Here is a 26,140-nt window from a genome sequence, read left to right as displayed (position 1 = left end):
CAGGATCCGGAACACACAATAGGCGCGCGTCGAACATGTTTGGCCGCTCCAGCCGCAAGCGTCAGAGTACAACGTGCAGGACGAACTGGCTTCATCCTGTGCCAACTACGAGGCGCATCGACATTGCCCTCAGTTGCCACGCCTGGCGCTCAAGCCGATGGTCATCCTTTACGCCAAGCGTCGACGCTTTACTCAGCCTTCATTTGTGCCAACGGATTTTCGGTAACATCGCCGGTGATTGGCGGCTGCTCAAGCACCTGAGCAAACCGCCCTAGGAGGTCGATCGTCTTCGGCGACATTTCCGCGATGGGACCAGGTACATAGCGTGCGACCAGGCAGGCGCGGCGGCGCTCCTCAGAGTCATCCAGCAGCAATGGCAGGGTCTCGATTGCTTGCTCCCGTTCCAAAGTGGCGATGATGGTCTGTTGGCGAGTGATTGTAGTCAGACGGTCAGAAGGGACCGAGCGGAACGGCTCGTTCTGCGTCAGGACGCGTGACCAGCGATCGAGACGATCGCGGCGGATACCGCCGCGATCGCTCACAAGCAGCGCCATCATGCGGATGACGGCCTCGATAAAGCCGCCGGTCGCGATCATCTTAAGCGCACACTGAACGTCCGGGCGCGACCTCAATTCTTCTGGCGTCATTTGCCTCGCCTGCACTTCGTAGCGATCACCAAAATAGTGCTGCAAAGGAGTGTTCCACATGCTGTGGAACGTCAGCTCATACATCATGTCGCGCAGGTCGCGCCAGTAGATCATCGCCTGTGCGATATGCTGCACATACAAGGCTTCCGCCAGCAGGAATGGATTATCTACTCTGGCCTTGGCTCGAGACTGGCGAACCTGCTCGCTTATGGACTTGAAGCCAGCCAGCATCAGATTTCGCGAAGAAATTAGCGCTCGCGACAGGCGCTCCGGGTGAACACTACGGCAAGCTTGGGCCGTGAAGGTCGTGACTGCAGCTCTGACGAAGGGGCGGGCGATTGTGTGATAGATCTGTGCCTGAAGTTCAGACGCCCGGTCAACTGCACCGAAAGGGAACTCATCGCGATAGTTGTCGTTCAATGCCCGGATGTCCTTGAAGCTGCGTTCGACTAGTTCAACACTGAAGCTTTTTCGTCCATCGTGTTCCTGAACATCTTTGACGCACATTTCGTAGAGGCCGGGCATTAACGCTTCGATTGCCTCAAGCGTGGTTGCAACTTGCCGGAACTCCCTATTGACAACTTTTGAAGAGACGAAGATGCCGAGGTGCCCGATGTCGTCATGCACCATATAGATAATGTGTTGGCCGCGAACGCGGATCTCCTCCTCGTCCTCGTAAACATCTGTGATCCAATTCAGAGCCTGCTGGGGCGGCGTCACTTTGTCGCCATGGCTGGCAAACACGATGATCGGCGCCCGGATCTGCTTGAGATCCACGTGCTGACGCTCCGATCCCAGGTAGGCCATGTTTTTGCCGAGCCGGTTGCCGATGAACAAGTTTTCGAGAATCCAGCAGATCTCGTTTTCGTGCAGCAAGCAGAAGCTGCTCCACCACTTCTCGGTGGCAAGAAAGCTTTCGCGCGTCGTATCCACGTCGCGGAAAAGCTCGGCGTACTTGAGGAACAGCCGGCGCTCGGGATTGAGCATCTCGAAATTATGTATGAGATTGGCTCCATCAAACATGCCCTGGCCAAGGTCGCACAGAAACATCGGGATCCAGACTCCGCCGAATATGCCGGCAATGTAGCGGAAAGCGTTGTCGCCGATGTTTCCCGACACAGCCGTCACCGGTGATCCATTGATGACGACGGGTCCTGTCAAGTCAGGGTTTGTTGCGGCCAGAACGAGGGTCGCCCAGCCTGCTTGGCAGTTGCCGATAATGGCCGGCAGAGGCGCGCGCGGATGCCGGCGGATCACTTCTCGAACAAACGCCGCTTCCGCATAGGCCACATCAGAGAGTTGCTGATCCTGCTCCGGATCGCGACGGAAGCTCACCAGATACACTGGATGACCTTCGCGCAAGGCGACGCCGAGCTGACTATCGTGCTCGTGGGCTCCCACACCCGCAGTGTGTCCCGCACGTGGAGGGATGATAACAAAGGGCCGACGACGGGAGTAATCGACCGTAACATCTTGCGGCGGGATGATGCGCAGCAATACGAAGTTGGACTTTACGGGAAGATCCCTTCCGTCCATGATCTTCTCGTACTCGTAGAAAAGAACCGGCTGACAGCCTGCCGCCTCATGTTCAAGAAAGAGGTCGCCGCTCTCCCGGAGAAGATCGATTAGCAATATAGCGCGCTCGCCCGCGTCGCGGGTGTATTCACGCCAGGCAACCCCAAGCTGTCCATCGTCACGCAGGTTCCGGAGATCTTTGGCCAGACGTTCGCCGCTTGCCAAGAGCTCGGGCAGGCGCATAAAGACCATTTCGCAGCCGCGCTTGACCCGCAGTATCCAGGCAACTTGTAGAATGTTGATGGTCTTCGCGCCCTGTTGGACCATGCGATCAGCGTGGAGTCTGAATGGGCTGCGGGTGAGCGCGTGCTCGAGTTCTGCATGTTGCGCTTCCATTGACTGGGCCAAGTTGGAGCGCTGGAACGAGTCAGACATGGCCTGACCTCCTCTGTTCTAGAGTCGATGCCGCCCCGTAGTGCTGATTCACGCTGTGGTGCCGGATTGCCTGTCTACGGCATCTTTCATCCGGCAAACTGCTCGCAAGCGAGGTCAGTGTGACCAAGAAAGCGTAACCTCAAGAGGACGTTTTGCGAGCAGGGGTGACTTTCCACGACGTTCCCGAATCGCTCTATGCAAAGTCGATGCCAGGCATCTTGTTGCTGCCGAGACGAAGTATGGCCAAGCAACTTCCGTCTTCCTGTTCTGCTGCACAGGTTTTGTCTGATCGAAAACCAACACTGGCAGAAATCAGACACTGCGGATCACCTTTGTTAGATAGCGGACGTCTGTACATTCCTTGCTGGCGTTTACACGAGCGTCGCGAGCCCGTGTAGCTGACACCCAAGCGAGAATGCAATGCTCGGCGTTGTGATTGGGAACAAACGTCAGAGACCTTAAGGCTGCCATCCATCAATTTGGAAGCGCCGCGGATGCGGTCGCCTACGGTTTTCAGCACTGGCGGTGCTGCGCCTCGCCTGGGCAGTCGCAGGAATCGCCGTGGGATTTGGGTTGCGCGCGAACAGAACGGCGATTTTTCGCGGTCTCTTCCTGAACCGCACCCACGCGTTCAAGTACGCGCTGTCCAAGAATGGCCATCATCCAGAAACCATCGTCGAGGTGTCGCGCGAGATGGAATTCGATGTTCCCGCTCATTTGCAGATCGTCGGCACGAGCTCCGCCAACTAATACATCGACCCCAATTGAGAACAGGAGACGAAATTCAATGCGCGCCAGCGGCTTCCTTCAATCTTGAAAATGAAATTGCAAGCTTCCCGGCCTTCAGACCCCAAAAGGTAGCAATTAAACCTTGCTCCGCTCCAAAATTGACTCCCGCTCAATGGCTTGGGCGGTTCTTCACGGCCGACTGTTTAGTGTTGTGGCGCCCAGTGCTGACCTGGATTGCAGCCTGGCAGCGGCGCTGCGCCTCGCCCGAGGCTAGCGTAAAGCCTATGTTTCCAGTGTGAAAGTCTCCTCGCGTGTCGCGCCGATCGACTGGAGGCGCCGCACGGCGCCTTCATTGCGTTGCCGCGCCGCGTATTGATACGAATTGACTGCTGCGTCCCGATCTTGTGCGGTGCCTCGGCCTGACATCAACGCGTCGCCCAGAGCAACCTGCGCTTCCGCCATGCCTCGCTCGGCGGCTCTCTGAAGCTATTCCGTCGCCTTCGTCACGTCAGCCTCGCGCCCCTGTCCCCTCCCGAGCATCACGGCGAGGTTGTACTGCGCAACAGTATGTCCCTGCTCTGCAGCGGCCTCATACCAGTTCACACCCTCTGCAAGATCCAGGCGCACTCCAGTACATAACGGCGAGCTGGAACTGTGCGGCTGCATGCCCCGCGCGCGCGGCCTTGGTCATCCACGATGATGCTGCTGAGCATTCCCCACGCCGCTCTTTCGGATCCAGATGGAGAAGTCCAAGCATGTACTGCGCCTCGACATAACCGGCTTCCCCCGCCCGTGTAAGCCATAGGATTGCGCCTAATATATCGGCGGCCCCTCCGAACTTACCCATCTTCAGCGCGCCCAGTTGAAACGCCGCCGGAGGATGACCAGCCTCCGCGGCCTCTCCCAACAAAGAGTGCTCGCGTGCAACGTTATCAGCAGACGCATCCTAATGAAGCAGGAAGACCGCATAGGCGGTCTTGGCGTCAGGATCTCCGCTACTGGCGGCCCTGCTCACATTCCGACGCCATTTCCTGATCTTTGGGAACGCCAGCGCCGGTCGAATAGAGCTTTCCGAGTTGCACCTGTGCGGCGCTGATGCCGCCATCGGAGGCACGTTCGAAACCATTTTATCGCGGCCTCCAAGTTGCGCTGAACGCCGGAGCCGTTGAGATAGAAGATTGCAACATTGAACGCCGCAGTGGCATGGCCATTTTCGGCCGCGCGCTCGAACCACTTCGCGGCATGACGAATGTTGGGCGAGACACCGACACCAGTCGCATAGAACCGCCCTACGAAGAATTGCGCCTGCACATCGCCCCGCTCGGCCGCCTTCTCATACCAAATCGCCGCCTCCCGCAAATCGGGCTCGGCATCGGCTCCGCTCGAATAGAATTCCGCGAGTGCCTGAATTGCCGGAAGATAATCCTTCCGCGCCGCCTTGCGCAGCGCGGTCTCGGCGCGATCGAGGTCCTTGGCGACGCCCTTGCCGCTGAACCGAAACAGGCCGATGTTGTAGAGTGCGATCGGATCATCATGCGTGGCGGCACTCTGGAATAGGCGAGCAGCCTCAGTCGGGCTCTCGGGCAAGCCCCTACCCTTCAGCGTCATGAATGCGAGCCCAATCTGCGCCCTCACGTGATCCTGCGCGGCGGCCTTGCCATACCAGATCGCAGCCTGGGCGAAATCGACGGGTACGCCGCGTCCCTGATAATAGACATCGCCGAGCGCGAACTCGGCAGGTGCAAACTTCTGATCGGCCGCCGCGTGATATCAACGAAGTGCAGCAGCGAAGTCCTTCGTGCACCCCTGCCCTTCGCTGTAGAGATGGAGTGCCCGACCGCATTGAAGCCGGAAGGCCTCCTTGATGAATAGGCTCGGCGCGATGCAATTCACGTTTCCGCGATGGCTTCCAAGGATAACAGCTTCTCTCACTAACTTCGAAAAGTACAGGGCTCAAGCGTGGTCGCACTGAAGGGAAGTGAAGGAGTACCATCAATCAGAAGAGTACCATCAATCATCAGCTTTAAGTAGACGATAGTTGGACAGCTGCAACAGATCGGCTTCATCAAATCGGCCTTGAAAGTTCCGCGCCCTGTATGTCGCACCGTCTGAACCAGCCCTAAAGGATATGATCGTACCGGCGTTTCCGAGAACGGCGTGACGCACCTCTGGTTCAAGCTGATGGAGGTATTGGTGGGCGACTGCAAGTGTTGAAACTCGTCGACGTAGACAAAGAACGGACGCCGTTCATACTCGGGTAGGTCGGCGCGGCTAAACGCAGCAAGCGCGAGCGTAGTGACGAGCAATCCGCCCAGGTGTACGAGCTGTCCTCACCGATTTGCCCTTTGGCCAGGTTCACCAGTAGTACTTTGCCCTCATCCATGATTTGCCGCACATGGAGATCATGCTGGGGAGCGGTTAGAAGTCTGTTGAGTATCGGATCTGAAAGGAAGGCGCCCACTTTGTTCTGGATCGGCGCCGTGCCGTCGGCACGGTAGCCAAACGAGAACCGCTCAAACTCTTTTATGAAGAACGTCCGAACCGACTCGTTTTTCAAGTGTCGCGCAATCTCGGCGCGGAACTTCCGGTCCGATAGGATGCGCATCGTGGCGTGCGGTTGCTCCTGCAGCGCCATCAAAACGTTGCGCAAAATGTGCTCCATGCGAAGGCCCCATGCATCCGGCCACATTTTCTTGAATACTTCGATGAAGCCAGAAGCAGCGAGCGCGATCCGATCTTCACGGACATGCCGCAGGGGATTGTACCCATACGGCTGGGAGGGATCGCACGCATTTAAGTAGATCACGTCTGATGAGCGTCTCGTGGAAACCTGCGCCACGACGCGCTCCACCAAGTCGCCGTGAGGATCGATAAGAGCGATTCCACATCCGCGCTCGATGTCCTGAAGCGCCGTCGTCTCGATTAAAGTCGACTTTCCGGTACAGTCTTGCCAATGATGTAAAGGTGCGAGAAGCGGTCTTCGTCAGCCCGACGAGATCAACGATCCACTGACGGATATCCTGCGAGCGGGCGCGCAGCAGCTTTTGGCGCAGGCGATCGAGGTCGAAGTCGCGACGTTTCTTGCCACGATGAAGGACTTGAAGCCGGCCGATGGGCGCGCCCGCGTGGTGCGGCACGGTCGCGGCCCGGCGCGAACGACCGGCATCGGCCCCGTCGAAGTCGCACGGGCGAAGATTCGGGACCGCGGCGCGGCCGGCGATGGCGAGCGGATCCAGTTCAGCTCGGCGATTCTGCCGCTGTGGGCGCGACGGACCAGGAGTTTGGACGCGCTGTTGCCGGTGCTCTACCTGCGCGGCATCTCGACCGGCGACTTCCAGGAGGCGCTGACGGCCCTGCTGGGTAAGGACGCACCGAACCTGTCGCCAGGGGTGATTTCCCGGCTGACGGCCGAATGGCAAGGCGAGTACGAGCGTTGGCAGAAGCGCGATCTGTCGGCGCGGCGCTACGTGTATGTGTGGGCCGATGGGGTCTTCCTGCAGGCGCGCATGGAAGAGCACGGCGAATGCATGCTGGTGCTGATCGGCGCAACGCCGGAAGGCAAGAAGGAACTGATCGGCTTTCAGGTCGGCGTGCGGGAGAGCACGCAGAGCTGGCGCGAGCTCCTGATCGACGTCAAGCAGCGCGGATTGCAGATCGCCCCGGAAATTGCCGTCGGCGACGGCGCGCTCGGCTTCTGGAAGGCGCTCGATGAGGCTTGTCCCGGCACCCGGCACCAGCGATGCTGGGTGCACAAGACCGTGAATGTCCTGGACAAGGTCCCGCTCTCGGTGCAGGCGAACATGAAGACGGACCTGCGCGAGATCTACCGGGCGCCGAACCGGGCGGCCGCCGAAGCGGCGATCGATGTCTTTGCCGAGAAATACCGCGCCAAGTATGGCCGGGCGGTCGAATGCCTCACCAAGGACCGCGACGCGCTGCTGACCTTCTACGACTTCCCCGCCGAGCATTGGGACCATCTGCGCACGACGGATGAGATGGACAAGCGATTTCTTCGTCGCCGAGACGACGACTGCGGAGATCGCTGTAAGTCCACCTATTGTTCGGCTGCGCTGCGGGCCATTCTTCCGTCCCGGCCACCGATCTCGCAGCCGCCGCGCGCCGGGGCGGTCAAGGCTGGCCGCATCTGCGGCCACCGCAAGGCTTGGCCTTGACCGGCCCGAGCACGGCGGCACACTGGCAGTGGAACGGGACTGCATTCCTGGCTAGAACTTGCCATCAGCCGCGATTATGGTTGTTGGGCGCGGGCGACCTCGTGGCGAAGCGTGACGCGTCGGCTGCAAGCGTCACCGGACTGCCTATTTTGTCCTGCCGAACTGAGGCGCTCGCGAGCCACTTTTTGGGTGCCGCGACTTCCATTGCGACACGAATCGTTCGTAGCTTTGCTCGGCCTGGGCGGCAATCAACATCTCGCGGTCGCGCAGCGGCTTGATGTTGTAGGCATAGGCTGGTCCACGGCGGCTCCCTTTCTGTTGTGGATGTCCGGCTTGAAGTTGCATCGCGCGGGTCTTGCTGGCGACTAGCGCCGGGCGCGCCCACAGGTAATCCTCGCCCTTTGTCAGCAAGTGCCAGCAGAGCACAGTGAGCTTCCGAGCCACGGCCACCGCGGCGATCTGATGGCCGCCGCGCACGGATCCGCACGAAAAAAGCATGCAGTGGACCGGGCGCCTTGGCCGCTGCCCAGGCCGCTTAGACCAGCATGGCGCGCGCATGACTGCGGCCGATTTTGCTGATACGGCCGTGGTGGGCTGCTCCCAACCCGGACTGCCGCACCCGCGGGTTCAGCCCGAAATAGCTCACCAGCTTGTGCGGGCTGTTGAACCGGCTGATGTCGCCGATCGCCGCCACGATGCCGGCGGCGACCGCCAGGTTCACGCCGGTGATCGTCATCAATCTGTTGACCGCGGAATCCTCGATTGCGTCCCGCGCGATCTCGCGGTCGAGCAGGACCAGGTCTTCCGCCAGCCGGTCAAGCTCACGGACATGCCGGTCGATGGCCGCTCACTCATCGTCCGGCAACTGTTGAGCGGCCAACCATGCCCGGCAAAAGATCGGCATGCGGGCACTTCGGGATCAGGTGCGCGTGCAGGATCGAATGCACCTCGTTCTTGAGCCGCGTGCGATGCCGCACGACCTGGTAGCGCCGCGCCACCAGCCTACGCTTGCGCTCGGTCTCCGCGTCAGGCGTCCAGATCTGCGGCAGGTATCCCGCCGCCTGCAGACTGGCGAGCGTGCCGGCATCGATCTTGTCGGTCTTGACGTGAGCCTGGGCGATCGCCTTCACCTGCAACGGATTGGCGATGATCACCCGCGCCACGAATGGCGCCAGAACCCGCGACACCGCCAGGCGGTTACCAGTCGCTTCGAGCACCACCTCATCACCGGCCAGCGGGGTTTTGCCAAATCCCTCCAGCGCAGTCCGCGTCATATCAATGCGACCCGCATGTCGAAGCCTGCCGTTCTCCCAAAATACCACCTCCCCGAAGGTTCGGTGGACATCAATGCCAATTTATCCGTCGCATTCGCACCTCCTCTGCCGAACACATGACGGGAGCTGCGGGCGACACGACAACTACGGATTCGCGCTCGCGGCGCAACCGGGCGAGTCGCAGAGGCGGCCAGCTACTAACTCGAGCTCTCGGCTCATCGTGTGCATCGGCCTGTCCGCACTTCGTGCTCCCGGTGCCTCTGTCCCGATGGTCGCACCATACGCCACGATGTAGGAACACCGCAGCGGAACGTTGGCACCGAGCCATCTCATACCGGTTACCAATCCCATCGAAAGCGTGTTCGCGACCGTGCGGCACAGAACGGTGCGCACCAAGGGCTCGTTGTCGCCGACCACCGCCAAGCCTGATGGTGTTCAAGCTGGTCATCGCCGCATCAAAGACCTGCCGGCGGCTCAACGGCACAAATCCAATGCCCAAGGTCATCGCAGGTGTCAGATTTAATGACGGCATCGAGGTCATCCAAATGCCGGAAAACCACGCCGCCTGATCACCTCGTCACCCAAAATCCCGCATAGCTCCAGTAGTGGACGCTCGCTCCGCCTCGGAACGAGCACCCGAATGGGTCGGAAGCTCGTAGCGAGGAGGACACGATGTCCAACATTTCTCTTGCCGAGAGAGTTCAAACGAGCCCCGCGATCTGCATGACGGCGGGGTGCAACAACACCGCCGACATGGAGCCCGATCAAGACCAGGGCTTCTGCGAAGCATGTGGTGGCAAGACGATCGTCTCGGCACTTGTGCTCGCCGGCCTGATCTAGGAGGGTGGCGATGCTGGTTCGCAACTACTACCACCCCGAAGAGTGCACGCGAGTGGAGCGACGTGTGGTCCGCATGACGCCCTACAGGCGCGAGGACGCGGAGGAGTGCGATGATGAATAGTATCGCCCTTCTGAACGATGCCTTCCGGCGCACTTCGGTGGCGGCAAGGCAATGATGACAATCGGAGCCGCCGAGCTACCCGACTGCGTAAGGCCGAGGCGCTCCGTCAGGTGGCGGATTTCTCCGGGTTTACAGAGGAGAACGATTCTCATGGCGAGCACGGCTTCGGAAGCTTCGACTTGGTGGGTCAAAAGTTCTTCTGGAAGATCGACTACGACGACAGGAAGATGCAGCAAGGCTCCGAAGATCCAAGCGACTCGGAAAGGACATTGCGTGTCCTCAGGCTGATGTCGGCAAGCGAGTACTGAACAGAACAAGAAATGGTCGCCTCCTATCCAGACGCTGCGGAAGAATGCTCCAGCAGGACGAAGCACCGTGGCGGGGAACATCGGAAGCCCTGCCGAACCCTCAGGGTTAAGCGCGCGATCAGTGCGGACATTTGCCTCGGACACTGCTTGTCCAGCCCTCGCCACGGCGAGGGCTTTGTATGGATCCTGAATGGTAAGTAGGCTGCTCTAGGATTCGTTCAGATCACATGACTCCGAGGCGCATTTGTCTAGCGAGCGATATGGAGATGACACCGAACAGATCTCTTTTCCGCGGAGGCGGAGTGGCGCAATGGGATCTGCATGTGCATAGCCCAGCGTCAAACAATTTCAGCGGCGATTGGCCGGCATTTGTCATTCAGCTCGGAACCTCCGACCGGCGTTACTAGGATCCCCGGTATCGTATGTCCGAACACAAACGCGGAGCCTTGCTTACCATCGAGGTGGCGTTCTCGGCTCTTACGCTATCGCTACCGCTCACCAAAAACTCGTTCAGTAAGTGCTGTTTGATTGTCGCGGCCTCCCGCTCTCCCTGTGAGGCAAGCCAAAGAATGCGCTCCGCGATCTCCAGCGCAGAGCGGTGCTCCTGCCCGATGAACGTGGAGCTAGCAAGTACTTCATCAAGGACGTTGCGGAGCATCTGCACCGTAGCAGTGTCGTAAACCATGCGCGAATACCCATCCCGACAAATCAATGAGCCAAAAAACACTGCGCGTCACTCCGACCAGCAGCGGCAAGTTGTCGGACCAAGCTACGTAGCACGCTTTGATTGCAGGTTTATGACCGAGCGTTTCCTCGTGACACAACGCGCCTCTCTCTGCACTGACAGGGTATACCCGTCCTACCGTCGGGATTGGGACATCGATGTCTTGAGGATGACGTAGTTTAAATTGTCTAGCGGCTCTTGCCTGAGTGAGAACTTCGAGTGTCCGTGTCAGATAATTTGAGACTGGCCAGGCTTTTCGAGAAGGGGGGCTCCTAGGCTTAATCGAGTTTTACGCTCTTTCTGGCCCAGGCGAGGACCGGGGCAATCATGAATCCGCTGCCATTAGCAGCCACAGGTTCCGCTGTTTGCGCTCGCGCAGACCTTGCAACCTACTTCGAACGAGGTTGGCAGTATAGGAAGCCCATCGGGTGCGCATCTGCGGTGACCTGCCACTGCATTTTCATCCAGCGGCAGTTAGAGTCTCGGGGTTTGTACGCCAAGTGGCGCGGGTGCAGCAACGGACGATCGGCGGAGCTGGTCGGGGTTGCGCAGCCGATCGTCCGTTGCGGTGAGGTGGGCGGCGTAGGCCGCGGGGGTCAGGTATTTCAGCGACGAGTGGGGACGCTGGAGATTGTAGTCGGCGACCCAATTGCCGATCTTGGCGCGGGCGTCATCGAGATCGAAGAACAGGGTCTCGTTGAGTAGCTCATCGCGCATCCGGCCATTGAAACTCTCGACGAAGCCGTTCTGCATCGGCTTTCTCGGTGCGATGAAGTGCCAATCGATGGCTGCGTCCTTGCACCAAGCGAGCATGGCGTTGCAGGTGAATTCGGTGCCATGGTCGGACACGATCATTCCTGGCTTGCCGCATCGCTGGACGATTGCCGTCAGTTCGCGGGCCACGCGCCGCCCCCGAGATTGAGGTCTCCGGAATGGCGCTCAGGCATTCCTTGGTGACGTCGTCGACGATGCGGAAGCGTCGGCCATTGGCGAACTGGTCGTGGACGAAGTCCAGCGACCAGCGCGCGTTCGGCCTCGCCTCGACCAGGATCGGGGCACGGGTCCCCACAGCTTTGCGGCGAGCCCGCCGCTTGCGGACGGTGAGCCCTTCCTCGCGATAAAGCCGGTAAATCCGGTTGATCCCCGATGGCTCGCCCTCCCGCCGCAGCAAGACGAACAACCGGCGATAGCCGAAACGCCGCCGCTCGTTGGCGAGATCGCGCAATCGGCCACGCAGAACTGCGTCCGGCGGGCGGCTTGAGCGGTAGCGGATCATCTTGCGATCCGCCCCCACGATCCAGCAGGCCCGCCGTTCCGACAGGCTCATGACAGCCTGCAGATGCGCCATCGCAGCGCGCTTTGCGGCGGGCCCTACCATTGTTTTGAAAGGAGCTCGCGAAGTGCGGGCGCATCGAGCATCTGCTCGGCCAGAAGCTTCTTTAGCTTCGCGTTCTGCTCTTCCAAGGCCTCAGCCGCTTCGCTTCGGGCCGGACTCTAACTCCTTCTGGAGGAATACGCAGTGGCAGGTCACAATCGGTACAGGCGGCCGGCTTCGCTCGGAATCCACGGCCGACTTCGTCGGAATGCGCACCCCTGACAGGAACGACAAACTTGAAGCAGTTTGGTCTACCTCCTCGTGAACAAGTCACGCCCCGTCATTTTATGAAACTGCCAGTCCGATCCCACGTAATATAGTGTCCACCCAGCTGGAATCTTATTAGCAGCTACACGACCATTCCAAATCGTGATTGTTTTGCAGTCTGGGGCCGCGGGTGCCGTCCAATTGACGTAGAAATCTATTCTGTTTGCCGTGACGACGCCTGCGACAGGGTAAGGCTGTCCCCGGCACGAAAATCCAGTCGCGTTGTTGACATACGTTCCCGCGAAATTCCCTGTTGACGGGTCTAGCATCTGGATCGAGAGAAACGAGCCCCTTTGATTCACCCATGTGGAGGGGACGGGCAACTGCGCGTGAGCAGATACCGATATGACGGCAAAGAGCAGAAGCACAAACAAGCGTGTCATGGTATTCCCCTAGGCATTAGGCAACTGCACAAACGCTGCCAGATATAGATTCGCTCTCATGATGCGGCCATGCAATTCGCTTCCACAATCAACCCAGAAGCGCACCCGTCCACGAAAAGTTCTCGCTTCGTAGTTTCGCCAGATTCTCCAGAGGTGGATTTGCCGACGGCCTCATTTCGAGCGACGTTGGGTACCGACCTCTTGAGAATGCTCAAAGAGCGAACGACGGGTCACAGCGTCTTGAGGTATTCGAGCAGCGCCTTTTTGTCTTGTTCGCTCAAATTCGTCCCGTACTCGTGGCCGCATCGGCTGTTTCCAGAATTGATGTCATTACAATCCGTGACGGATAGTGAGTCACTTTGAGGCTCCTGAGCGGCGGCAAGACCAACGTTTTCGATGTCGTACTTCCGTCCAATGCTAAACTGCGATTTGCGCTGCCCGGATGGTTTGAGCAATTCCGCTAGGGTAGGAACCGAGCCGTTATGAAGATAAGGTGCGGCGGCCCAAATGCCCTGCAGAACGCGGGCCTCGTAGGCGCCCCATTGAGGGAGTCGACTGCGCGATGCCTTTTCTGCCCCTTCCGCTTGGCTTTTTTGATCTCTTCCGAAGTGCTGACAGCGTCGAACGCCGTTACCAGATCCTGCAGGGTCGGCGGTAGTCGTACCAACCCCAGAGACTCCGGGGTCTCCGACGACCCCGGATCTGGTGACGCCGCGACCCGTGCGTTGGTGGAAGGGTCACCACCGGCTAGCAAGTGTTCTGCGATCGAACCAATGACCGAGGTCGCGAGAATGTTAAGAACCTGATCCCTTTCCTTAAGAGGAGCGGTTGCGAAGGGAATGTACGCTCCGTTCAGGACGCCTGTCTTCGCTTTCCAGGCGAGAACATCGTACTCACGTGTATCGGTACCGACGTTCTGCACCACGGTTCTCCACGTTTTGATGAATGGAAAGCGCTGCTCGCCGCCTTCAATCCCATGACAACCGCTGCATCCCCCTTCATCGGAACCTCTTTCGAAAATCATCTTACCCCGGATGGCTAAGGCAGCGTCAATCTTCCAGGGCCATTTCGGAGGGCCGATTCGCTTCACGAGGTTTTCAAGCTCGCTAAGGCCGTCGAAATTGGTGGAATTGCCATTGAGGAAATTGATGACCGCTCCCTGACGCTTCGGCTCGAACGTAGCGAACACCCCTAAAACCTCGCCAACGTTCCGGGCCAGCCCCAAGATGTCACTTCCGTTCTTTGCAAATCCCGGCCATTGCGTCTTGTCCTGCCGCGGCGCATTCCAAAGGAATGGGTATCTCACGGGAGCGTCAGCGGTTTTTATGTTTTCCGGGATCATGAAATCGGGTGGCGGACCGATGTCCAGTCCGGATAACCGGTTGAAGATCATCCCGACAGCATCCAAACGGCCTACTCCCCAGCCGCTTTTGGGCAGGGCTCGCACCACAAGCGTGTGAAACCGCAAGTACCACCTGTCTACCTGCCGGCGAAGAACCTCAAGATCAGCCGTATCGGGATTTGCCGACTGCAGAACAGCTGCAGCAAAAGGAGCAAACGAGTCATCGCTAGCAAGCACATCGCCGACAGCCTTGTCCAAGTCACCAAGCAGCGTGTAGAAGTCCACGAGTCCGGGACCGCCATCGACACGATACACATTGCCTTCCACTTCGATCTGGCGCGTATGACATGCGGAGCAGGTCATTCCGACAATTTGGAAACCTTCAGGACCGGAGGCATGAAAGCCGACGGGAAGACTGACCTTGTTGCCTGGATTGGGGAGATAGCCGTACCGCGACAAACCATCGGCGAGGAACGGTTGTCCGTTCCTTTGCTTTAGAGCCTGCATCCAGGAGAGCGCGATCAAACGCGAGCCCTGATCGCGCACATAGAAGTCCGCTCTCGCCGTCGCGGTCCACTCTGCACCTTGGTCAACGTAGAATGGAATAGCGTCCGCGCCCTGTGCGCTCGATCTTGTCGTGGTAGCAACGGTTAAGCCGATCAGAAAGAGCCTCAGACGGCAGTCTAGCATCTGAGGGCAGGTGATTTGGTATTAAAGACCCATCAAGTTCAACCTACCAAGTTTTGTAGTGATGTCGGCTGCCTCTGCATCGCCCACCAATGGAAATCGCAGAATCTGCGCCATAATCCGAGGGCTCGCGCAGGGCCTCATGCGCCGCATCCAGACCCCCACAGCTGTCAGCCCGCCCTTGGCCAGCACCGCTGCATCGCGCCGGTCGGTTTTTACTCGATCCCCGGCCTTCATCGGGATCAGCGAGGGAACCACGACGTGGCAGTCGTGCCCCAGTCCGTTCAGTTGTCGCGATGCAGGCCATATCTGCAGAGTCCGGCGGGCTCAATACGGCGCGCCTTCGAGCACCCGGCGAGCCAAATCGTTCTGCAGGACTACATTCATGCCGTAACCGACGCTGAGGTCCGTGTGGACTGTTTGTCCAAGTGATCGGGGAGCTGGCGCCACAATGGTCGATCACGCCATTTGTAGAGGCCCTGCAGGCAATGCGGGGCGTCACCTTCATCGTTGCCGTGACGGCGGCTGCCGAGGCCGGCGACTTCTCTCGCTTCAACGACCTCAAGTTGACGGCCTTTTTCAGCCTCGTGGCGTCGGAGTATTCGAGCGTGCAACCATCCGACGCGGGGTGAGAAGAGGAGCGCGCCAGATCCGGCACTCGGTCTGCCGCGATCCGGTGCCGGCTGAGGGCGCGCTCGGTCCTTGCGGCGCGTCGATGACGTGTGATGGCTGCAGCCCAGCTGCCGCGCAATCCGCTTCAGACCCTACCCGCACGCCCTCAGGCGCAACATCTCCGCCACGTCATCCGGCGTCTTCATCACCTGCCCCCGTGGATCAATCCACGACGAGCCTTCCGTTATTCGTTCCTCGTTCATTCGCTCTCTCCTCGGCTATCCAAGGAGGGGGCAATTCCTCGTGACGCCGAGGGAGCAGTTTTCCATGGCGTGCGACACGAAGCGTAAATCGCCGTTCAACGGATTAAAACGGGTAACGGGGCCGAGGGCCGGTCCAAAGCCGGAATTAGCGCGCGATGAAGCGACGTTGTGTGACGACGTAGTCGCATAATGATGGGTCAGTTAGGCCGCCTTGTGAGACGGCCGACCTCTTGTGCAGTCCGTCAGGCGCGAGTGGATCGCTCAGGAGAACGCCGCCCAGGGATGCCCAGCCGGACCACGGTCCGGAGCGCGGCTTATCCTGCCAGATGTGCCAAAGCGCGTTGTCAGCCCCGCGCGCAAACACTTCCAGCCGGCCGTCGCTGTCGGCGATCGCGGCGGGATCGCTGGTGATCTGGCCGCCAAGCGAGGCCCAACCGGACCACGGAGCGGCATGCGGCTCCTCCTGCCAGATGTGCCACAACGCGTTGTCGGTGCCCCGGGCGAACACTTCGAGACGGCCATCGGAATTGTCGACCACGGCAGGATCGCTGGTGATGCCGCCGCCGAGCGAGGCCCAGCCTGACCACGGTCCGGCATGTGGCTTGTCCGGCCAGATGTGCCACAACGCTTTGTCGATGCCACGGGCGAACACTTCGAGACGGCCATCCGAATTATCGACGCTGGACGGCGAGCTGGTGAGAACGCCGCCAAGCGAGGCTCAGGTTGACCACGGCCCGGCATGCGGCTTCTCCTGCGAGATATGCCAGAGTGCCCTATCGATTCCGAGACTAAACACCTCCAACGTCCATCGGAATTCTCTGTCACCGATACCGAGTTGGTAAGCGCTGCTGCTGCATTTGTCACGACAGCCTCCAATTGTGTTATGAGGAGAACAATTAACAATGCGCAATCTGAAGTCCGCACACTTTTGCCCTGCGATGGCGCCGACAAGATGGTCTCGCGTGAAAGTGATCCCGCGTTCAAGTTCCCTGCATTCTCATTACGTTTGCTGCAGTGAGCGAAGCAACGCTTTGGTTGCACTCACCCCACGCGTCCCGGCGCTGCGCGAGAGCGTCGCTGACGCCATGCTTGCGGCACAGATCGGCAACCGACACGCCGGCTTCATGCTCCTTCAAAATCCCGATGATCTGCTCTTCCGAAAAGCGGCTGCGTCGCTTCATGCTCTGGCCTTGTTGTGGGCCAGAACGAACTTCAAACTGGATTAAGCCTGTGGGGCAAGGTCACAAGGAACGACTAGAAGTAGAGCCCAGAATCGGAGGCTTTCAATCGTACTCAAGCCAGCCGGGATTAGTCAGACTTTATCACTTTTTGGGCAACCCGTGGGCAACCACCCAGTTATTATTAGCAAAGGTGATACGGCAAAGGTGATGAAGCATAACGCAAAAGCCGCCATATGGCGGGCTTTTGCGTTGAAGAGACCAAACTGGCGGCCGAGCAAGTGAGCCCTCATACATCGACGTCAGCGGCTAAAGGTTGAAAAGATCGATGGATGTCAATCGGCCCTTTAACTGCGGGCTGTTTTCAAGCTGCCATTCTTTCTCTCCAGTGGCACGCCGACCGCGATTGCTCCGTCGGAGCTGCTCGGGGTTGCGGAGACGGAACGGTCGCGGTCCGGCGAGACGATCGCCTAGGGAGATTGGATAATCGATGCGTCTGGCAGGTCCTACAGTGGCCCAATACTCGATAGTTCCGCTGTAGACAGACGTTAGCGGCTGATCAGTTTGCGTATTGAACAAACAGGCTCGGAACGTGAAAGCACGGCAACCGTGTTGGTCTGCAATCTTACCTCGCCCAACCGTCCGACAAACTCCACTTGAGCTTGGTTGTCGAGATCGAGTGTGCAGCACGAAGCGCAGACACTTTGAAGAGCGATGCGACTTCATCATCGACGGCGAACGTCATTTTGACAACACCTTCCTGTCCGCCTCGAACGATTCCTGATCTTTCGGGTCCGCAAGCTTAAACCAAGAGCCGGGTGCATACGTGGCGATAAGCTTGGCAAAGAACGATTGTGGCTCCCAATCTTGCCCTTCACGCTTCTCGAAAATAATGATTCCGTCGCGCGTGAAGTAACTAGGTCCGGGAACATTGCAGTCGACCGAAAGCTCGACGCGCCATAGCCCGCCCTTCGTGGTTTGCTGCTCATCTCTCGTCGGCGAGTAATGCACTCCAACCGGCTCGCCGATAGCGCAGCGGCCACGCCGCAGAAGATCGCCCAACTTGCCCTGGGCGGTGGTCACGAAGTTGAAGTTAGCGGGATTATGCAGAAAGTGACGGTTCACGCCGCTTTCGTCGTTTGTCACTTCGTCCGCGATGAGCGAGAGTGCGAACGCCTGCCAGCCTAGTTCCATCGGCTTTGCATACGGCGCCACAATTTTCACTGTGTCATCGGGCATCACCTCCCACGTGACCGTGTACTCTTCCTTTGTTTTATCGGCCCGGTGTTTGGCCCATGAAAAAATAACTGACTCGCCCGAGTCGGCCTTTTGACCAGCCTCCCATCCCCTGGGGATGAAGTGTGCCACCTTCGAGACCTTGGTGAAGATTTGCTCCGCTGTCTCACCATCCTGCGCTCGCCAGGTTGATTTGACCTTATCGATAAGCGGGTTGTCGCTCGTACGAACACCATCGCTCTTACCGGCCGGCCCACCCGGCAAGATCAACCATACGCCAAGGCCGATACAGAGACCGATAACGAGACAAAGCCAAAGCACGCGCCTTTCGATCATTTCTCTTACCCCGCGCAGCTATCCTGATGTGCGTGGCTAAACACCTTCACATCTGTAGTTTTCAAGCGCGGGATCGAGGCAGGTGGCTGGACGGATAAGCCGAGCTGCTAGTGATTCCAGATGCATGCCATGGCTTGACGAGGGAACGCAATTTGCCGGCGAGAGCTGCCGTGTATTGACACGTTACGACGTTCGACCGAGGCATTGCGTTCTCGGGTTGCCCAGGCGAACGGAGCCTGATGCCCCTGTAATTCCATCGCGCTGCCGAAGACATGGAAATATGGAGTGCGAATAGCGACGGCTATTCGTTCGTGATCAGCTTCCAGAGCCCGACTGGTCGTGGCTTCCGCGGAAGGTCGGGCTACGTCGCCTCGTGGCGTCCGCTTGACCAGAGCCGTGGCTCGATCAGGATTCTCGGCTGGCCGCTCCAAAGCTTCGCTGATGCCGAGAATGCGTGCAACAGTATGCTGAAGTACCTTCGAGACGTGAACTGATCCGCACTCGCTGAGAATATGGAGCCTTGCCAAATGACTCAGTCGCGAGCGCCGCCCAGGATACTCGATCGAATCTCACCGCTCACTCATTATGCAAAAGGCGTTGGAGCAATATGCTGGTAGCCGATGCAGACGAAGTTGATCTTTAGGAATGGCAGTCGGGATGATGAGTTGTGTACAATGAGCAGCAGACAGCTTAAAGATGAGTACGACGCCCAGGAAGCCGAGGCGATTGCCGCGGCACTTGACCTCACGCTCGATGAATTGAATCAAATCGAGTGTACGATAAACGAGATCGCCAACGACGATGGGCTGGTTTACGCATACGGCGTAGAAATCAAAGAAGGAGCCCCGCAGTACATCCTCGACAAGCTTGCGCCGCTGCCCAGGCGGGGCAACTTAGTGGTTGTGCGGGGATACGCCCACGACGCAGATCAAGAGGAAATTGAAATAGAGATGGCCAGGAAACCGTTTACAAAGTAAAGCTCTACAACATCGCTACAGATGAAGTGGTTATCTCCCGGCGCATGGCCACCTACGACGGGGCAGCCAAAATGGGAGGGTGGCCGGTTGAAGGCACGGGTCATGTAATTGAACTAGCTGACCTAGAACCCGGCGAGGAATGGACACCTCGCGATTTCGATCCGACCACGATATGACGGTGCTCACGACTGAGCATCTGCTCATTTGGCTAGCGAAACACATTGCCGCTGTTGCTAGCGCTGTCTTCGGATGCATGCTGGCGCTGGCCAGGCGGGCGCTTGATCACAGGTCACACCTAGCAAAGCACCGATCCATTTGAATAGCGTTGGCGCTTACGGCAAGGAATAAATGCCATAGGCGATCGGTCTGACGAAGGTACCAGGTAAACAGTTTTGCTTATGTTGATGTAAGGAAAGATCTCTACTCGCGTCGCGGCAATTAGAGAATGGTGATAAATCTCGCGTGAGGGCGAGATACGATAGAGTTGCTTAAGTACGGGCATTATGAGAATCGCGTTCTCCCAGTAGACGTCCTTCACTGTTCCTTTGAGGTTGAAATCGGAATTCGTTAGACCAAACTCAGAGACAGTCCGGTATTCCTCTGTTCCTGGGCTTTGACTAACGTGCACCAGCGTCCCTCCCGCCTCAGTGATCCTGTAAAGTTGCGCACCCCACTTCTCGATGGGTTGGGTTCGAAATCTTAACGGCCCGGTTGCCGATGTTTGCCCTGGGGCATCACCGAACTTGAACGGTATTCCTAGCTCCTGCAGTTCGTTGTTGATCTTCGTGTAGTACTCCTTTTTTCGCTGCTTCCAATCAGATGTTGAATTGAGTTTTGTTATATCGTCGTCCGACATGCTTTGAATCGTCTTCTCTATTCCGTCGCCGTAAAAGAACACGTTTACGTTCAACAAGTCAGGAAAAGAGTGCGAGTAATCCCTGAATGCAGACGCGGCACCACACGCAACGACTAGGAGCAGCGCAAGAAGGCGAATTAGCCCCTTGTGAACGTCGTGCTCTAATGAGATCCAGTCGAGCAACGAAATCCTCACCAGTCCTGTCTTTTCGAACACTGTTTGGGGAAAAAGAAAAAGCAAGCGGCATACGAGCGCCGCTATGGAAAGAGATAGTAAGTCAGGCCAGCGGCCTAGCATTGCGAACCGTCTCCGCTCTATCTAAAAACGTCGCAATTGCCTCAACAGTTGCATCAGGGCACTCCTCTTGAGGCATATGTCCACAAGCTTGGATGACGTGTAGCTTGGAGTTGCAAGATCACGGTTCAATCGATGGCCATTCTCAAGAGGCACAATTCTGTCGTTATTGCCCCAGATCAGAAGAGCTGGGATGCTAATAGATTTGAGTGGCGCGAGGTACTTACTGAGATGAGAAGGCGCAATCTCCTTAGCCATTCGCCTGATGGCAACTCTTGCTTTTTGGTGCTCAAGCATTTCGGCATACACACTGCAACTTGTGAGGACGTAATCTTCGTGCTGTCAAAATAGCATTGCTCAAGAACCGATCGGGCCTGCAACATGCGGCGGTTTTACTTGCTTTCGACCCAACCGACCCTCTTCGGCGGGGTCTCGCTGATCCGCAAGCGGGGCCGGATCGGCACGACTGGCCAGACGATGGTGCAGACGCCGGATAAAGCCGTTGCGCCAAGCCTCAGCCGCACCGGCGCGTTGTCGGCTGCCGCTGTTTGCAGCCTCGTGTTCGAATTTGCGTTGGTGATTGCGAGCGCACGGTCCATCCACGCGTCTACCGGGTGATCGGCGGTCTCGAAAGCGAGCACAACAACGGACTGTTGCCCGTCACCGCGCCCATTGTTGAAGGCTTCGCGCGAATCCAGCAGCCGAACATTGGCGGGAAAGAGCCAGGTTGGTACTGTCCAGAATCTTTCGCACTTTTGATCAGGCGACGGCTCCGGTTTCAGAGAGTTGTGGCTGATAGAGCGGTCGCATGTTCATGTAGCATTTGGTCGACCACGCCGTTCCGGCAATGTGCCGCAGCCGGGCCGCCGCTAAGTTGAGACAGGATTGACCGTCGGGGAAGGCGCCGACGACACGGGTTCGTCGCCGGATCTCCTTCATGATGCGCTCGAGCGGATTGTTCGTTCGAATCTTCCGCCAATGGATGTCCGGAAAGGCATAGTAGGCGAGCGTCTCGTGAACCGCCTGCTCGACGAGATCAGCAGCTTTGGCCATACGGCTGGCCCGCAGATCCGCGATGACGGTCCTGGCTTTCTCGTCGGCCGCGGCGCGGCTCTCCTGGGCATGAATGGCCTTGAGCATGTGGCTCACCTCGCGGACCCGGGTCGACGGCACGTGGCTGAAGACATTACGATAAAAATGCACCATGCAGCGTTGATAGCGTGCCTCCGGCAGATAATCCGCAACGCTTTCGACAAGACCTCGGCACGCGTCGGAAACCACCAGCTGCACGCCCTTGAGACCGCGATCGACGAGATGCCGCAGAAACGAGGACCAGCCGGATTTGTCCTCCTTGGCGCCTTCACAGATGCCGAGGATCTCCCGGAACCCCTCAGCATTGACCGCCGAGGCCACCAGTAGCGACACGTTGCGAACCTCACCAGCCCAGCTGCGCTTCATCACGATGCCGTCGAGGTAGAGATACGGATGCTCGCCTTCGATCCTGCGATTCCGCCACGCCTCGATCTTGGTATAGATCTTCTTGTTCAGGTTCGACACTGTGCTCGGGCTGACCCGGGTGCCCCACAGCGCCTCCGTGATGTCTTCGACCCGCCGAACCGAAATCCCGGCCAGATACATCTCGATCAGCGCCTCCTCAACCGAGCTCTCCCGCCTCCGGTAGCGCTCGATAATCGCCGTCTCGAAGGTTTGCCGCCGTAGCTTCGGAACCTTCAGATTGACGTCGCCCGCCTTGGTCTGCAGCGTTCGCTCGTAGCTGCCTGCCCGCGTGTCCTGCCGCGCCGGGCTGCGCTCATACCGCCCAGCACCGCACAGCTGGTCCGCTTCGGCCTCCAGCATCGCGTTCAGTGTCTCTTCCACTGTCCCGCGGACCATCTCGCCCAGGTGATCTCGAATCCGGGCCTCATCAATTTGGATCACCTGACCCATGGCATTCCCATCGTTCATTCAAAGCTCCTTCATTCTAGAAGAAGCCGTCAATCCTGAAAGTGCGAAAGACTCTGTACGTTATCGCCAGGTTTGCGAGATCACCCTCACCGCCTTGGCCGTCTTGAAGCCATCATCGAACAAGACGGCTGTCCCGGCCCGGAATGTCGGTCGCGCCGGCAGGCGCATCCTCGCTTCTGTGATGATTCCGCGCGATGCTTCCGAGCCGATCGTCGAGAGTGGAGGCAACGAGCGGGCGCTCACCGGAGTCGTCATCAAAGCTGTGTCAGATGTTTTACTCGCGCACCTTGGCCCGGGTTGGCGCCGACTGGCTCGGCGCACTGGCCATGATCGACTCATCGCCATGCGCGAGCACAACCGTCTGTCGGAATGGCTGAAGGGACGGTGGCGACGCTATGCTGTTCGCGACGCGTCGATCACAGGCGGCTCTAGGAGTCTAAATTGTTCCATGACGCGGTCGTGGTCGAGGAGCTCGGCCATTTGGCTTTGACCTCACAGATCCGGGCAGGCGGCTTTCCCGCACCCGGCTCTTCCCGAGGGTAACCCGCGCCATATCCGCGCCTGCGCCCATGTGCGAGTGATGCGTGGAGTTGGCAGGCGGAAGCGTGCCGTCAGGGTCTCGAACTCCGGCCAGCCCATGAGCCGACTTTTCTGGCTACGCGGTCTCAGACAACGCAGCCAGGTCCGACGCACTTCGCGGTGGAAGCCGTCGAGCGCTGGACAACTGTGCGGCCTGCCATAATAGCCATAGTGCCCGCGCAGAACGGCGGCGAGCCACTCGTGCTGCGTTGCCACTGGCGCGTGCATGAGCGCCAGGCCTCCTGGCGCAACGCCGTCAGCTTGCGCGTCAGGCGTTTCCCTTCCGTCTTTTGCTTCACAATGAACCGGCCATCTCGGGTCCGCCCACAGTAACGGGTAAAGCCGAGAAGGCGAAGGTCTCTGGCCGCCGCTCGCCGCGCCGCTGACGCGAGACGGCCGCGAACCGGCCAAACTCGATCAGCCGCGTCTTGTCCGCATGGAGCATCAGGCCGAAGCTGGCCAGCCGCGCCTTGAGGGCCAAGAGCATTTCCTGCGCATCGGCCTTGCTCTCGAAGCCCATGACGAAGTCGTCGGCATAACGCACAGTCACAACGCGACCGCGTGCATGGCGACGACGCCATTGGTGGACCCAAAGATCAAGGATGTAGTGCAGGAGGATGTTGGCAAGGAGCGGGCTGATGCCTGCCCCTTGCGGCGTACCCCGTCCGTGTCTTGCTTCTCGCCGCTCTCAAGCACGCCAGAAGCCTTCCCCTGCGCCCGAGCCTGTGGTCTCGGCCGACCCTTCTGCGGGGAGAACCCCGCAACGCCCCCATCAGAGTGAGAGGGCGGACGGGCTTCGCCGTGACGGGTTGAAGAACGGAGGAGAGGCCTCCGGCGCCTGTCGTGGAGATGACACATGACCCAAGTCGAAGTTTTGAGCGCCGGCCGCGATCGCGTGGGTGGCTACAAGGTGGACGTGACCCGCGGGACGCGCGTCGGCCGAGTATCGTCGGAATGGTTCTCGCGGCCAGCGGACGAGCGCTATCTATCCCTGTCGGACCTCTATGCCGCAGTGCGTGGACGGACCGAGCGAAGTCGGACCCGAACCGTCGAGAGCGCTGCCATCCGGGTTGAGGCCAGCCGCGACGATGCCGAGCGCCTGGCGCTGGTGCTGCCTGGCTCTGACACGCCGATTGCATCGACCCACTGGAGTTTCGGCCAACTCGCCAGCCTGGTCGGAGCGCCAGCGGCCTACCTCCGGCAGCTTCCGGCACCACTGGCCGGCATCAATCTGCAGTACGGCCTGAGAAGGTGAGACGCTCGAGATCGAAGACGGTCGCGTCGAGCTTCGCGCCGTTACGGGCCCCGAATATGGCCGTATATTCGACCAGGAACTCGTGGCGGCCGTTCAGCGCATCGCCGGCAATGGCACGGGCGACACGCGCTGGAAGATCCCGGGCGTGCTTGAATGGTCGACTGGCGTGTACAACTCGAGCGTCGACATCACCCGGGATACGACGACGCTCTACGCGTCCGATCGCGATGTCTTCCTGTTCCTGGTCGACGACCTTAACCCGATCGAGGCCGGTCGGCTGCGCGATGGCTCGCCGGACCTGTACTTCCGCGGCTTCTACCGCTGGAATTCCGAGGTGGGTGCGAAGACGCTCGGCATGGCGAGCCTCTATCTCCGCGCCGTCTGCCAGAACCGCAATCTGTGGGGTGTCGAGGATTTCGAGGAGATCACCATCCGCCTACTCCAAATACGCCGCCTCACGGTTTGCGCAGGAGGCAGCGCCCGCGCTGGCGAGCTTTGCCAATTCCTCACCGATGCCCTTCGTCAACGGCATCAAGGCGGCCCGGGAGAAGGTCGTCGCTCGCACCGACGATGACCGCAACGAATTTCTGCGCAAGCGCGGGTTCTCTAAGGCCGAGACAGCGAGGATCATCGAACGGGTGTTGTCCGAGGAAGGACGCAAGCCTGAAAGCGTGTTCGATTTCGTGCAGGGCATCACAGCGGTTGCGCGGGGCAAGACCCATCAGGATGCACGGCTCGATCTGGAGACCCGCGCGAAGCAGCTGCTCGATCGCGCAGCCTGATACCCGGGAAGCCGGAGATACGGAACGGCGTGTCTGGCGGCTTCGTGTCTTTCGGTACTGATCGTCCATTTGCGGCGCGGCCCTCGAGAGGAAGAGGGCCGCGCTGCGCTTCGTGACGGGTTGGAGGACCAAAGAGAGAGTCTTTGAGCCGCCCGTCGCGGAGTATCACCCACTGGCTAACGCCGTTCAGAAGATCACCTTGTCATCCTCGCGCGACATTCCCTTCAACAAGCTGGTGCTCAGCCAGTCGAACGTCCGGCGCGTGAAGGCCGGCGCCTCCATTGAGGACTGGCCGAGGATATCGCCCGGCGTACCCTGCTCCAAAGCCTCAAGGTCCGGCCGGTCCTAAACTCCGAGGGCACCGAGACCGGCATGTTCGAGATCCCGGCCGGCGGGCGGCGCTACCGTACGCTGGAGCTGCTCGTGGAGCAGAAGCGCCTGGCCAAGACCGCGCCAGTGCCCTGCGTCGTACGGGATCCTGCAACCACCATTATCGCGAGGACGACTCGCTTGCGGAGAATATTCAGCGTGCGCCGCTGCATCCGCTCAACCAGTTCCGGGCATTCCTGGCTTTGCGGGAGAAGGGGCAGTCCGAGGAGGGACATCGCCGCTGTCTTCTTCGCCTCGGTCAACGTCGTGAAACAGCGCTTGCGCCTGAACTCATCCAAATCGGCGATCGGTAGCCTTCCGTTACGGCTTCCGGCCACAGCATGTGAACATTGATACCTTGCTACGGGATGCCATGGGGGCGCAGGGGCCGCGCGATATGCCCGCTGCCATTACCGGCATTCCAAGGCTTGATCCAGGGTCGCACGCCGTCTTCGACCTCGTGGACGATTTGGTCCGATGCGTTGACAGATGTCTGCTTTCTTGTCGTTGCCTTTCATGGCTTGAGGGTTGCGGCATGCAACCGACTAGCCGCGCGGCGATGAGCGGGGGGTTGGCAGTCAGGGCAAAAAAGCAGGGGGGGCGACCCGGATGCTTGGTC

The 26,140-nt window shown here is 59.2% G+C and carries 20 protein-coding genes and 10 pseudogenes; 11 read left to right on the top strand and 19 right to left on the bottom strand.

Annotated features, from left to right (window positions below):
• Positions 1-188: 188 nt before the first annotated feature.
• The gene (locus AB7M16_RS24650; RefSeq protein ID WP_158672180.1) at positions 189-2,597 is read right to left on the bottom strand and encodes a DUF3141 domain-containing protein; all 2,409 of its coding nucleotides are present in this window, start codon (positions 2,595-2,597) and stop codon (positions 189-191) included.
• A 525-nt stretch (positions 2,598-3,122) separates the two neighbouring features.
• Between AB7M16_RS24650 and AB7M16_RS24645 the strand changes: the two genes are divergently transcribed.
• A complete protein-coding gene (locus AB7M16_RS24645; protein WP_311739830.1) occupies positions 3,123-3,347 on the top strand; it encodes a hypothetical protein in 225 nt (74 codons plus the stop codon).
• Between the two features lie 261 nt (positions 3,348-3,608).
• On the opposite strand, the gene AB7M16_RS24640 is transcribed toward AB7M16_RS24645, so the two are convergent.
• The 5 genes and pseudogenes from AB7M16_RS24640 to AB7M16_RS24620 all read right to left on the bottom strand — a co-directional run bounded on the left by AB7M16_RS24640 (position 3,609) and on the right by AB7M16_RS24620 (position 6,165).
• On the bottom strand, positions 3,609-3,788 hold the full coding sequence (locus tag AB7M16_RS24640; protein ID WP_245334194.1) for an SEL1-like repeat protein: 180 nt from the start codon (positions 3,786-3,788) through the stop codon (positions 3,609-3,611).
• A gap of 24 nt (positions 3,789-3,812) precedes the next feature.
• Positions 3,813-3,992 (bottom strand): tetratricopeptide repeat protein, encoded by a 180-nt coding sequence (locus AB7M16_RS24635; RefSeq protein WP_225115165.1) that lies wholly within the window; start codon positions 3,990-3,992, stop codon positions 3,813-3,815.
• A gap of 345 nt (positions 3,993-4,337) precedes the next feature.
• Positions 4,338-4,934 (bottom strand): tetratricopeptide repeat protein, encoded by a 597-nt coding sequence (locus tag AB7M16_RS24630; RefSeq protein ID WP_245454693.1) that lies wholly within the window; start codon positions 4,932-4,934, stop codon positions 4,338-4,340.
• 39 nt (positions 4,935-4,973) lie between these two features.
• Positions 4,974-5,057 (bottom strand): annotated as a pseudogene (locus tag AB7M16_RS24625) (SEL1-like repeat protein); the annotation flags it as partial.
• A 442-nt stretch (positions 5,058-5,499) separates the two neighbouring features.
• Entirely contained in the window at positions 5,500-6,165 is a 666-nt protein-coding gene (locus AB7M16_RS24620; protein ID WP_124163948.1) for a type IV secretory system conjugative DNA transfer family protein, read from the bottom strand.
• 157 nt (positions 6,166-6,322) lie between these two features.
• Between AB7M16_RS24620 and AB7M16_RS24615 the strand changes: the two are divergent.
• A pseudogene (locus tag AB7M16_RS24615) lies at positions 6,323-7,336 on the top strand (IS256 family transposase); the annotation flags it as partial.
• A 306-nt stretch (positions 7,337-7,642) separates the two neighbouring features.
• On the opposite strand, the pseudogene AB7M16_RS24610 reads toward AB7M16_RS24615, so the two are convergent.
• Positions 7,643-8,847: pseudogene (locus AB7M16_RS24610) on the bottom strand (IS110 family transposase).
• 265 nt (positions 8,848-9,112) lie between these two features.
• Between AB7M16_RS24610 and AB7M16_RS24605 the strand changes: the two are divergent.
• The 3 genes and pseudogenes from AB7M16_RS24605 to AB7M16_RS24595 form a co-directional block, all read left to right on the top strand.
• Positions 9,113-9,341, top strand: a pseudogene (locus AB7M16_RS24605) (IS256 family transposase); the annotation flags it as partial.
• Positions 9,342-9,444: 103 nt separating this feature from the next.
• Positions 9,445-9,612, top strand: coding sequence for a hypothetical protein (locus tag AB7M16_RS24600; RefSeq protein ID WP_157786120.1), 168 nt, complete (start codon positions 9,445-9,447; stop codon positions 9,610-9,612).
• A 138-nt stretch (positions 9,613-9,750) separates the two neighbouring features.
• Positions 9,751-10,041 carry a DUF3768 domain-containing protein gene (locus tag AB7M16_RS24595; protein ID WP_124163946.1) on the top strand — a complete coding sequence of 97 codons (291 nt, stop codon included), beginning with the start codon at positions 9,751-9,753 and terminating at the stop codon, positions 10,039-10,041.
• 1,198 nt (positions 10,042-11,239) lie between these two features.
• Here the strand turns inward: AB7M16_RS24595 and AB7M16_RS24590 are convergent.
• The 5 genes and pseudogenes from AB7M16_RS24590 to AB7M16_RS24570 form a co-directional block, all read right to left on the bottom strand.
• Positions 11,240-12,235 (bottom strand): annotated as a pseudogene (locus tag AB7M16_RS24590) (IS3 family transposase); the annotation flags it as partial.
• A gap of 156 nt (positions 12,236-12,391) precedes the next feature.
• The gene (locus AB7M16_RS24585) at positions 12,392-12,790 is read right to left on the bottom strand and encodes an avidin/streptavidin family protein (protein WP_036032120.1); all 399 of its coding nucleotides are present in this window, start codon (positions 12,788-12,790) and stop codon (positions 12,392-12,394) included.
• Between the two features lie 230 nt (positions 12,791-13,020).
• Complete coding sequence (locus AB7M16_RS24580; RefSeq protein ID WP_370140866.1) at positions 13,021-13,299, bottom strand: c-type cytochrome; 279 nt, start codon at positions 13,297-13,299, stop codon at positions 13,021-13,023.
• Positions 13,251-14,678 carry a di-heme-cytochrome C peroxidase gene (locus AB7M16_RS24575; RefSeq protein ID WP_370137893.1) on the bottom strand — a complete coding sequence of 476 codons (1,428 nt, stop codon included), beginning with the start codon at positions 14,676-14,678 and terminating at the stop codon, positions 13,251-13,253. The genes AB7M16_RS24580 and AB7M16_RS24575 overlap by 49 nt, the downstream gene beginning before the upstream one ends.
• A gap of 268 nt (positions 14,679-14,946) precedes the next feature.
• Positions 14,947-15,142, bottom strand: a pseudogene (locus tag AB7M16_RS24570) (IS110 family transposase); the annotation flags it as partial.
• 105 nt (positions 15,143-15,247) lie between these two features.
• Here AB7M16_RS24570 and AB7M16_RS24565 point away from each other — a divergent pair.
• Entirely contained in the window at positions 15,248-15,451 is a 204-nt protein-coding gene (locus AB7M16_RS24565; RefSeq protein WP_199752497.1) for a transposase, read from the top strand.
• A gap of 388 nt (positions 15,452-15,839) precedes the next feature.
• Here AB7M16_RS24565 and AB7M16_RS24560 read toward each other — a convergent pair whose 3' ends face one another.
• From AB7M16_RS24560 to AB7M16_RS24550, 3 genes and pseudogenes are all read right to left on the bottom strand, one after another.
• The gene (locus tag AB7M16_RS24560; RefSeq protein ID WP_050996317.1) at positions 15,840-16,346 is read right to left on the bottom strand and encodes a DUF346 domain-containing protein; all 507 of its coding nucleotides are present in this window, start codon (positions 16,344-16,346) and stop codon (positions 15,840-15,842) included.
• A gap of 418 nt (positions 16,347-16,764) precedes the next feature.
• Positions 16,765-16,875: pseudogene (locus tag AB7M16_RS24555) on the bottom strand (transposase); the annotation flags it as partial.
• A 738-nt stretch (positions 16,876-17,613) separates the two neighbouring features.
• Positions 17,614-18,444: a nodulate formation efficiency C protein gene (locus AB7M16_RS24550; RefSeq protein WP_100213463.1), complete on the bottom strand. Its 831-nt coding sequence runs from the start codon at positions 18,442-18,444 to the stop codon at positions 17,614-17,616.
• 674 nt (positions 18,445-19,118) lie between these two features.
• Between AB7M16_RS24550 and AB7M16_RS24545 the strand changes: the two genes are divergently transcribed.
• Positions 19,119-19,421, top strand: coding sequence for a hypothetical protein (locus tag AB7M16_RS24545; RefSeq protein WP_453945407.1), 303 nt, complete (start codon positions 19,119-19,121; stop codon positions 19,419-19,421).
• A 295-nt stretch (positions 19,422-19,716) separates the two neighbouring features.
• Here the strand turns inward: AB7M16_RS24545 and AB7M16_RS24540 are convergent, their stop codons facing one another.
• On the bottom strand, positions 19,717-20,574 hold the full coding sequence (locus tag AB7M16_RS24540; protein ID WP_158672119.1) for a hypothetical protein: 858 nt from the start codon (positions 20,572-20,574) through the stop codon (positions 19,717-19,719).
• Positions 20,575-20,937: 363 nt separating this feature from the next.
• Here AB7M16_RS24540 and AB7M16_RS24535 point away from each other — a divergent pair.
• A pseudogene (locus tag AB7M16_RS24535) lies at positions 20,938-21,066 on the top strand (WGR domain-containing protein); the annotation flags it as partial.
• A 264-nt stretch (positions 21,067-21,330) separates the two neighbouring features.
• Here AB7M16_RS24535 and AB7M16_RS24530 read toward each other — a convergent pair.
• Positions 21,331-22,518, bottom strand: a complete 1,188-nt coding sequence (locus AB7M16_RS24530; protein WP_199752527.1) for an IS256 family transposase — start codon at positions 22,516-22,518, stop codon at positions 21,331-21,333.
• Between AB7M16_RS24530 and AB7M16_RS24525 the strand changes: the two genes are divergently transcribed.
• Positions 22,517-23,026 carry a hypothetical protein gene (locus AB7M16_RS24525; protein ID WP_453945406.1) on the top strand — a complete coding sequence of 170 codons (510 nt, stop codon included), beginning with the start codon at positions 22,517-22,519 and terminating at the stop codon, positions 23,024-23,026. The two genes, AB7M16_RS24530 and AB7M16_RS24525, sit on opposite strands and share 2 nt — an antisense overlap.
• Positions 23,027-23,410: 384 nt before the next feature.
• Here AB7M16_RS24525 and AB7M16_RS24520 read toward each other — a convergent pair whose 3' ends face one another.
• A complete protein-coding gene (locus AB7M16_RS24520) occupies positions 23,411-23,728 on the bottom strand; it encodes a reverse transcriptase domain-containing protein (protein ID WP_453947261.1) in 318 nt (105 codons plus the stop codon).
• A 243-nt stretch (positions 23,729-23,971) separates the two neighbouring features.
• Between AB7M16_RS24520 and AB7M16_RS24515 the strand changes: the two are divergent.
• Both AB7M16_RS24515 and AB7M16_RS24510 read left to right on the top strand, forming a co-directional pair.
• Positions 23,972-25,152: pseudogene (locus AB7M16_RS24515) on the top strand (DUF932 domain-containing protein).
• A 172-nt stretch (positions 25,153-25,324) separates the two neighbouring features.
• A pseudogene (locus AB7M16_RS24510) lies at positions 25,325-25,815 on the top strand (ParB/RepB/Spo0J family partition protein); the annotation flags it as partial.
• Between the two features lie 67 nt (positions 25,816-25,882).
• On the opposite strand, the gene AB7M16_RS24505 reads toward AB7M16_RS24510, so the two are convergent.
• Positions 25,883-25,966 carry a hypothetical protein gene (locus AB7M16_RS24505; RefSeq protein WP_453947259.1) on the bottom strand — a complete coding sequence of 28 codons (84 nt, stop codon included), beginning with the start codon at positions 25,964-25,966 and terminating at the stop codon, positions 25,883-25,885.
• Positions 25,967-26,140: the final 174 nt, after the last annotated feature.

The organism is Bradyrhizobium sp. USDA 372, from assembly GCF_053629095.1.
This window is presented reverse-complemented; position numbering and strand designations above follow the sequence as displayed.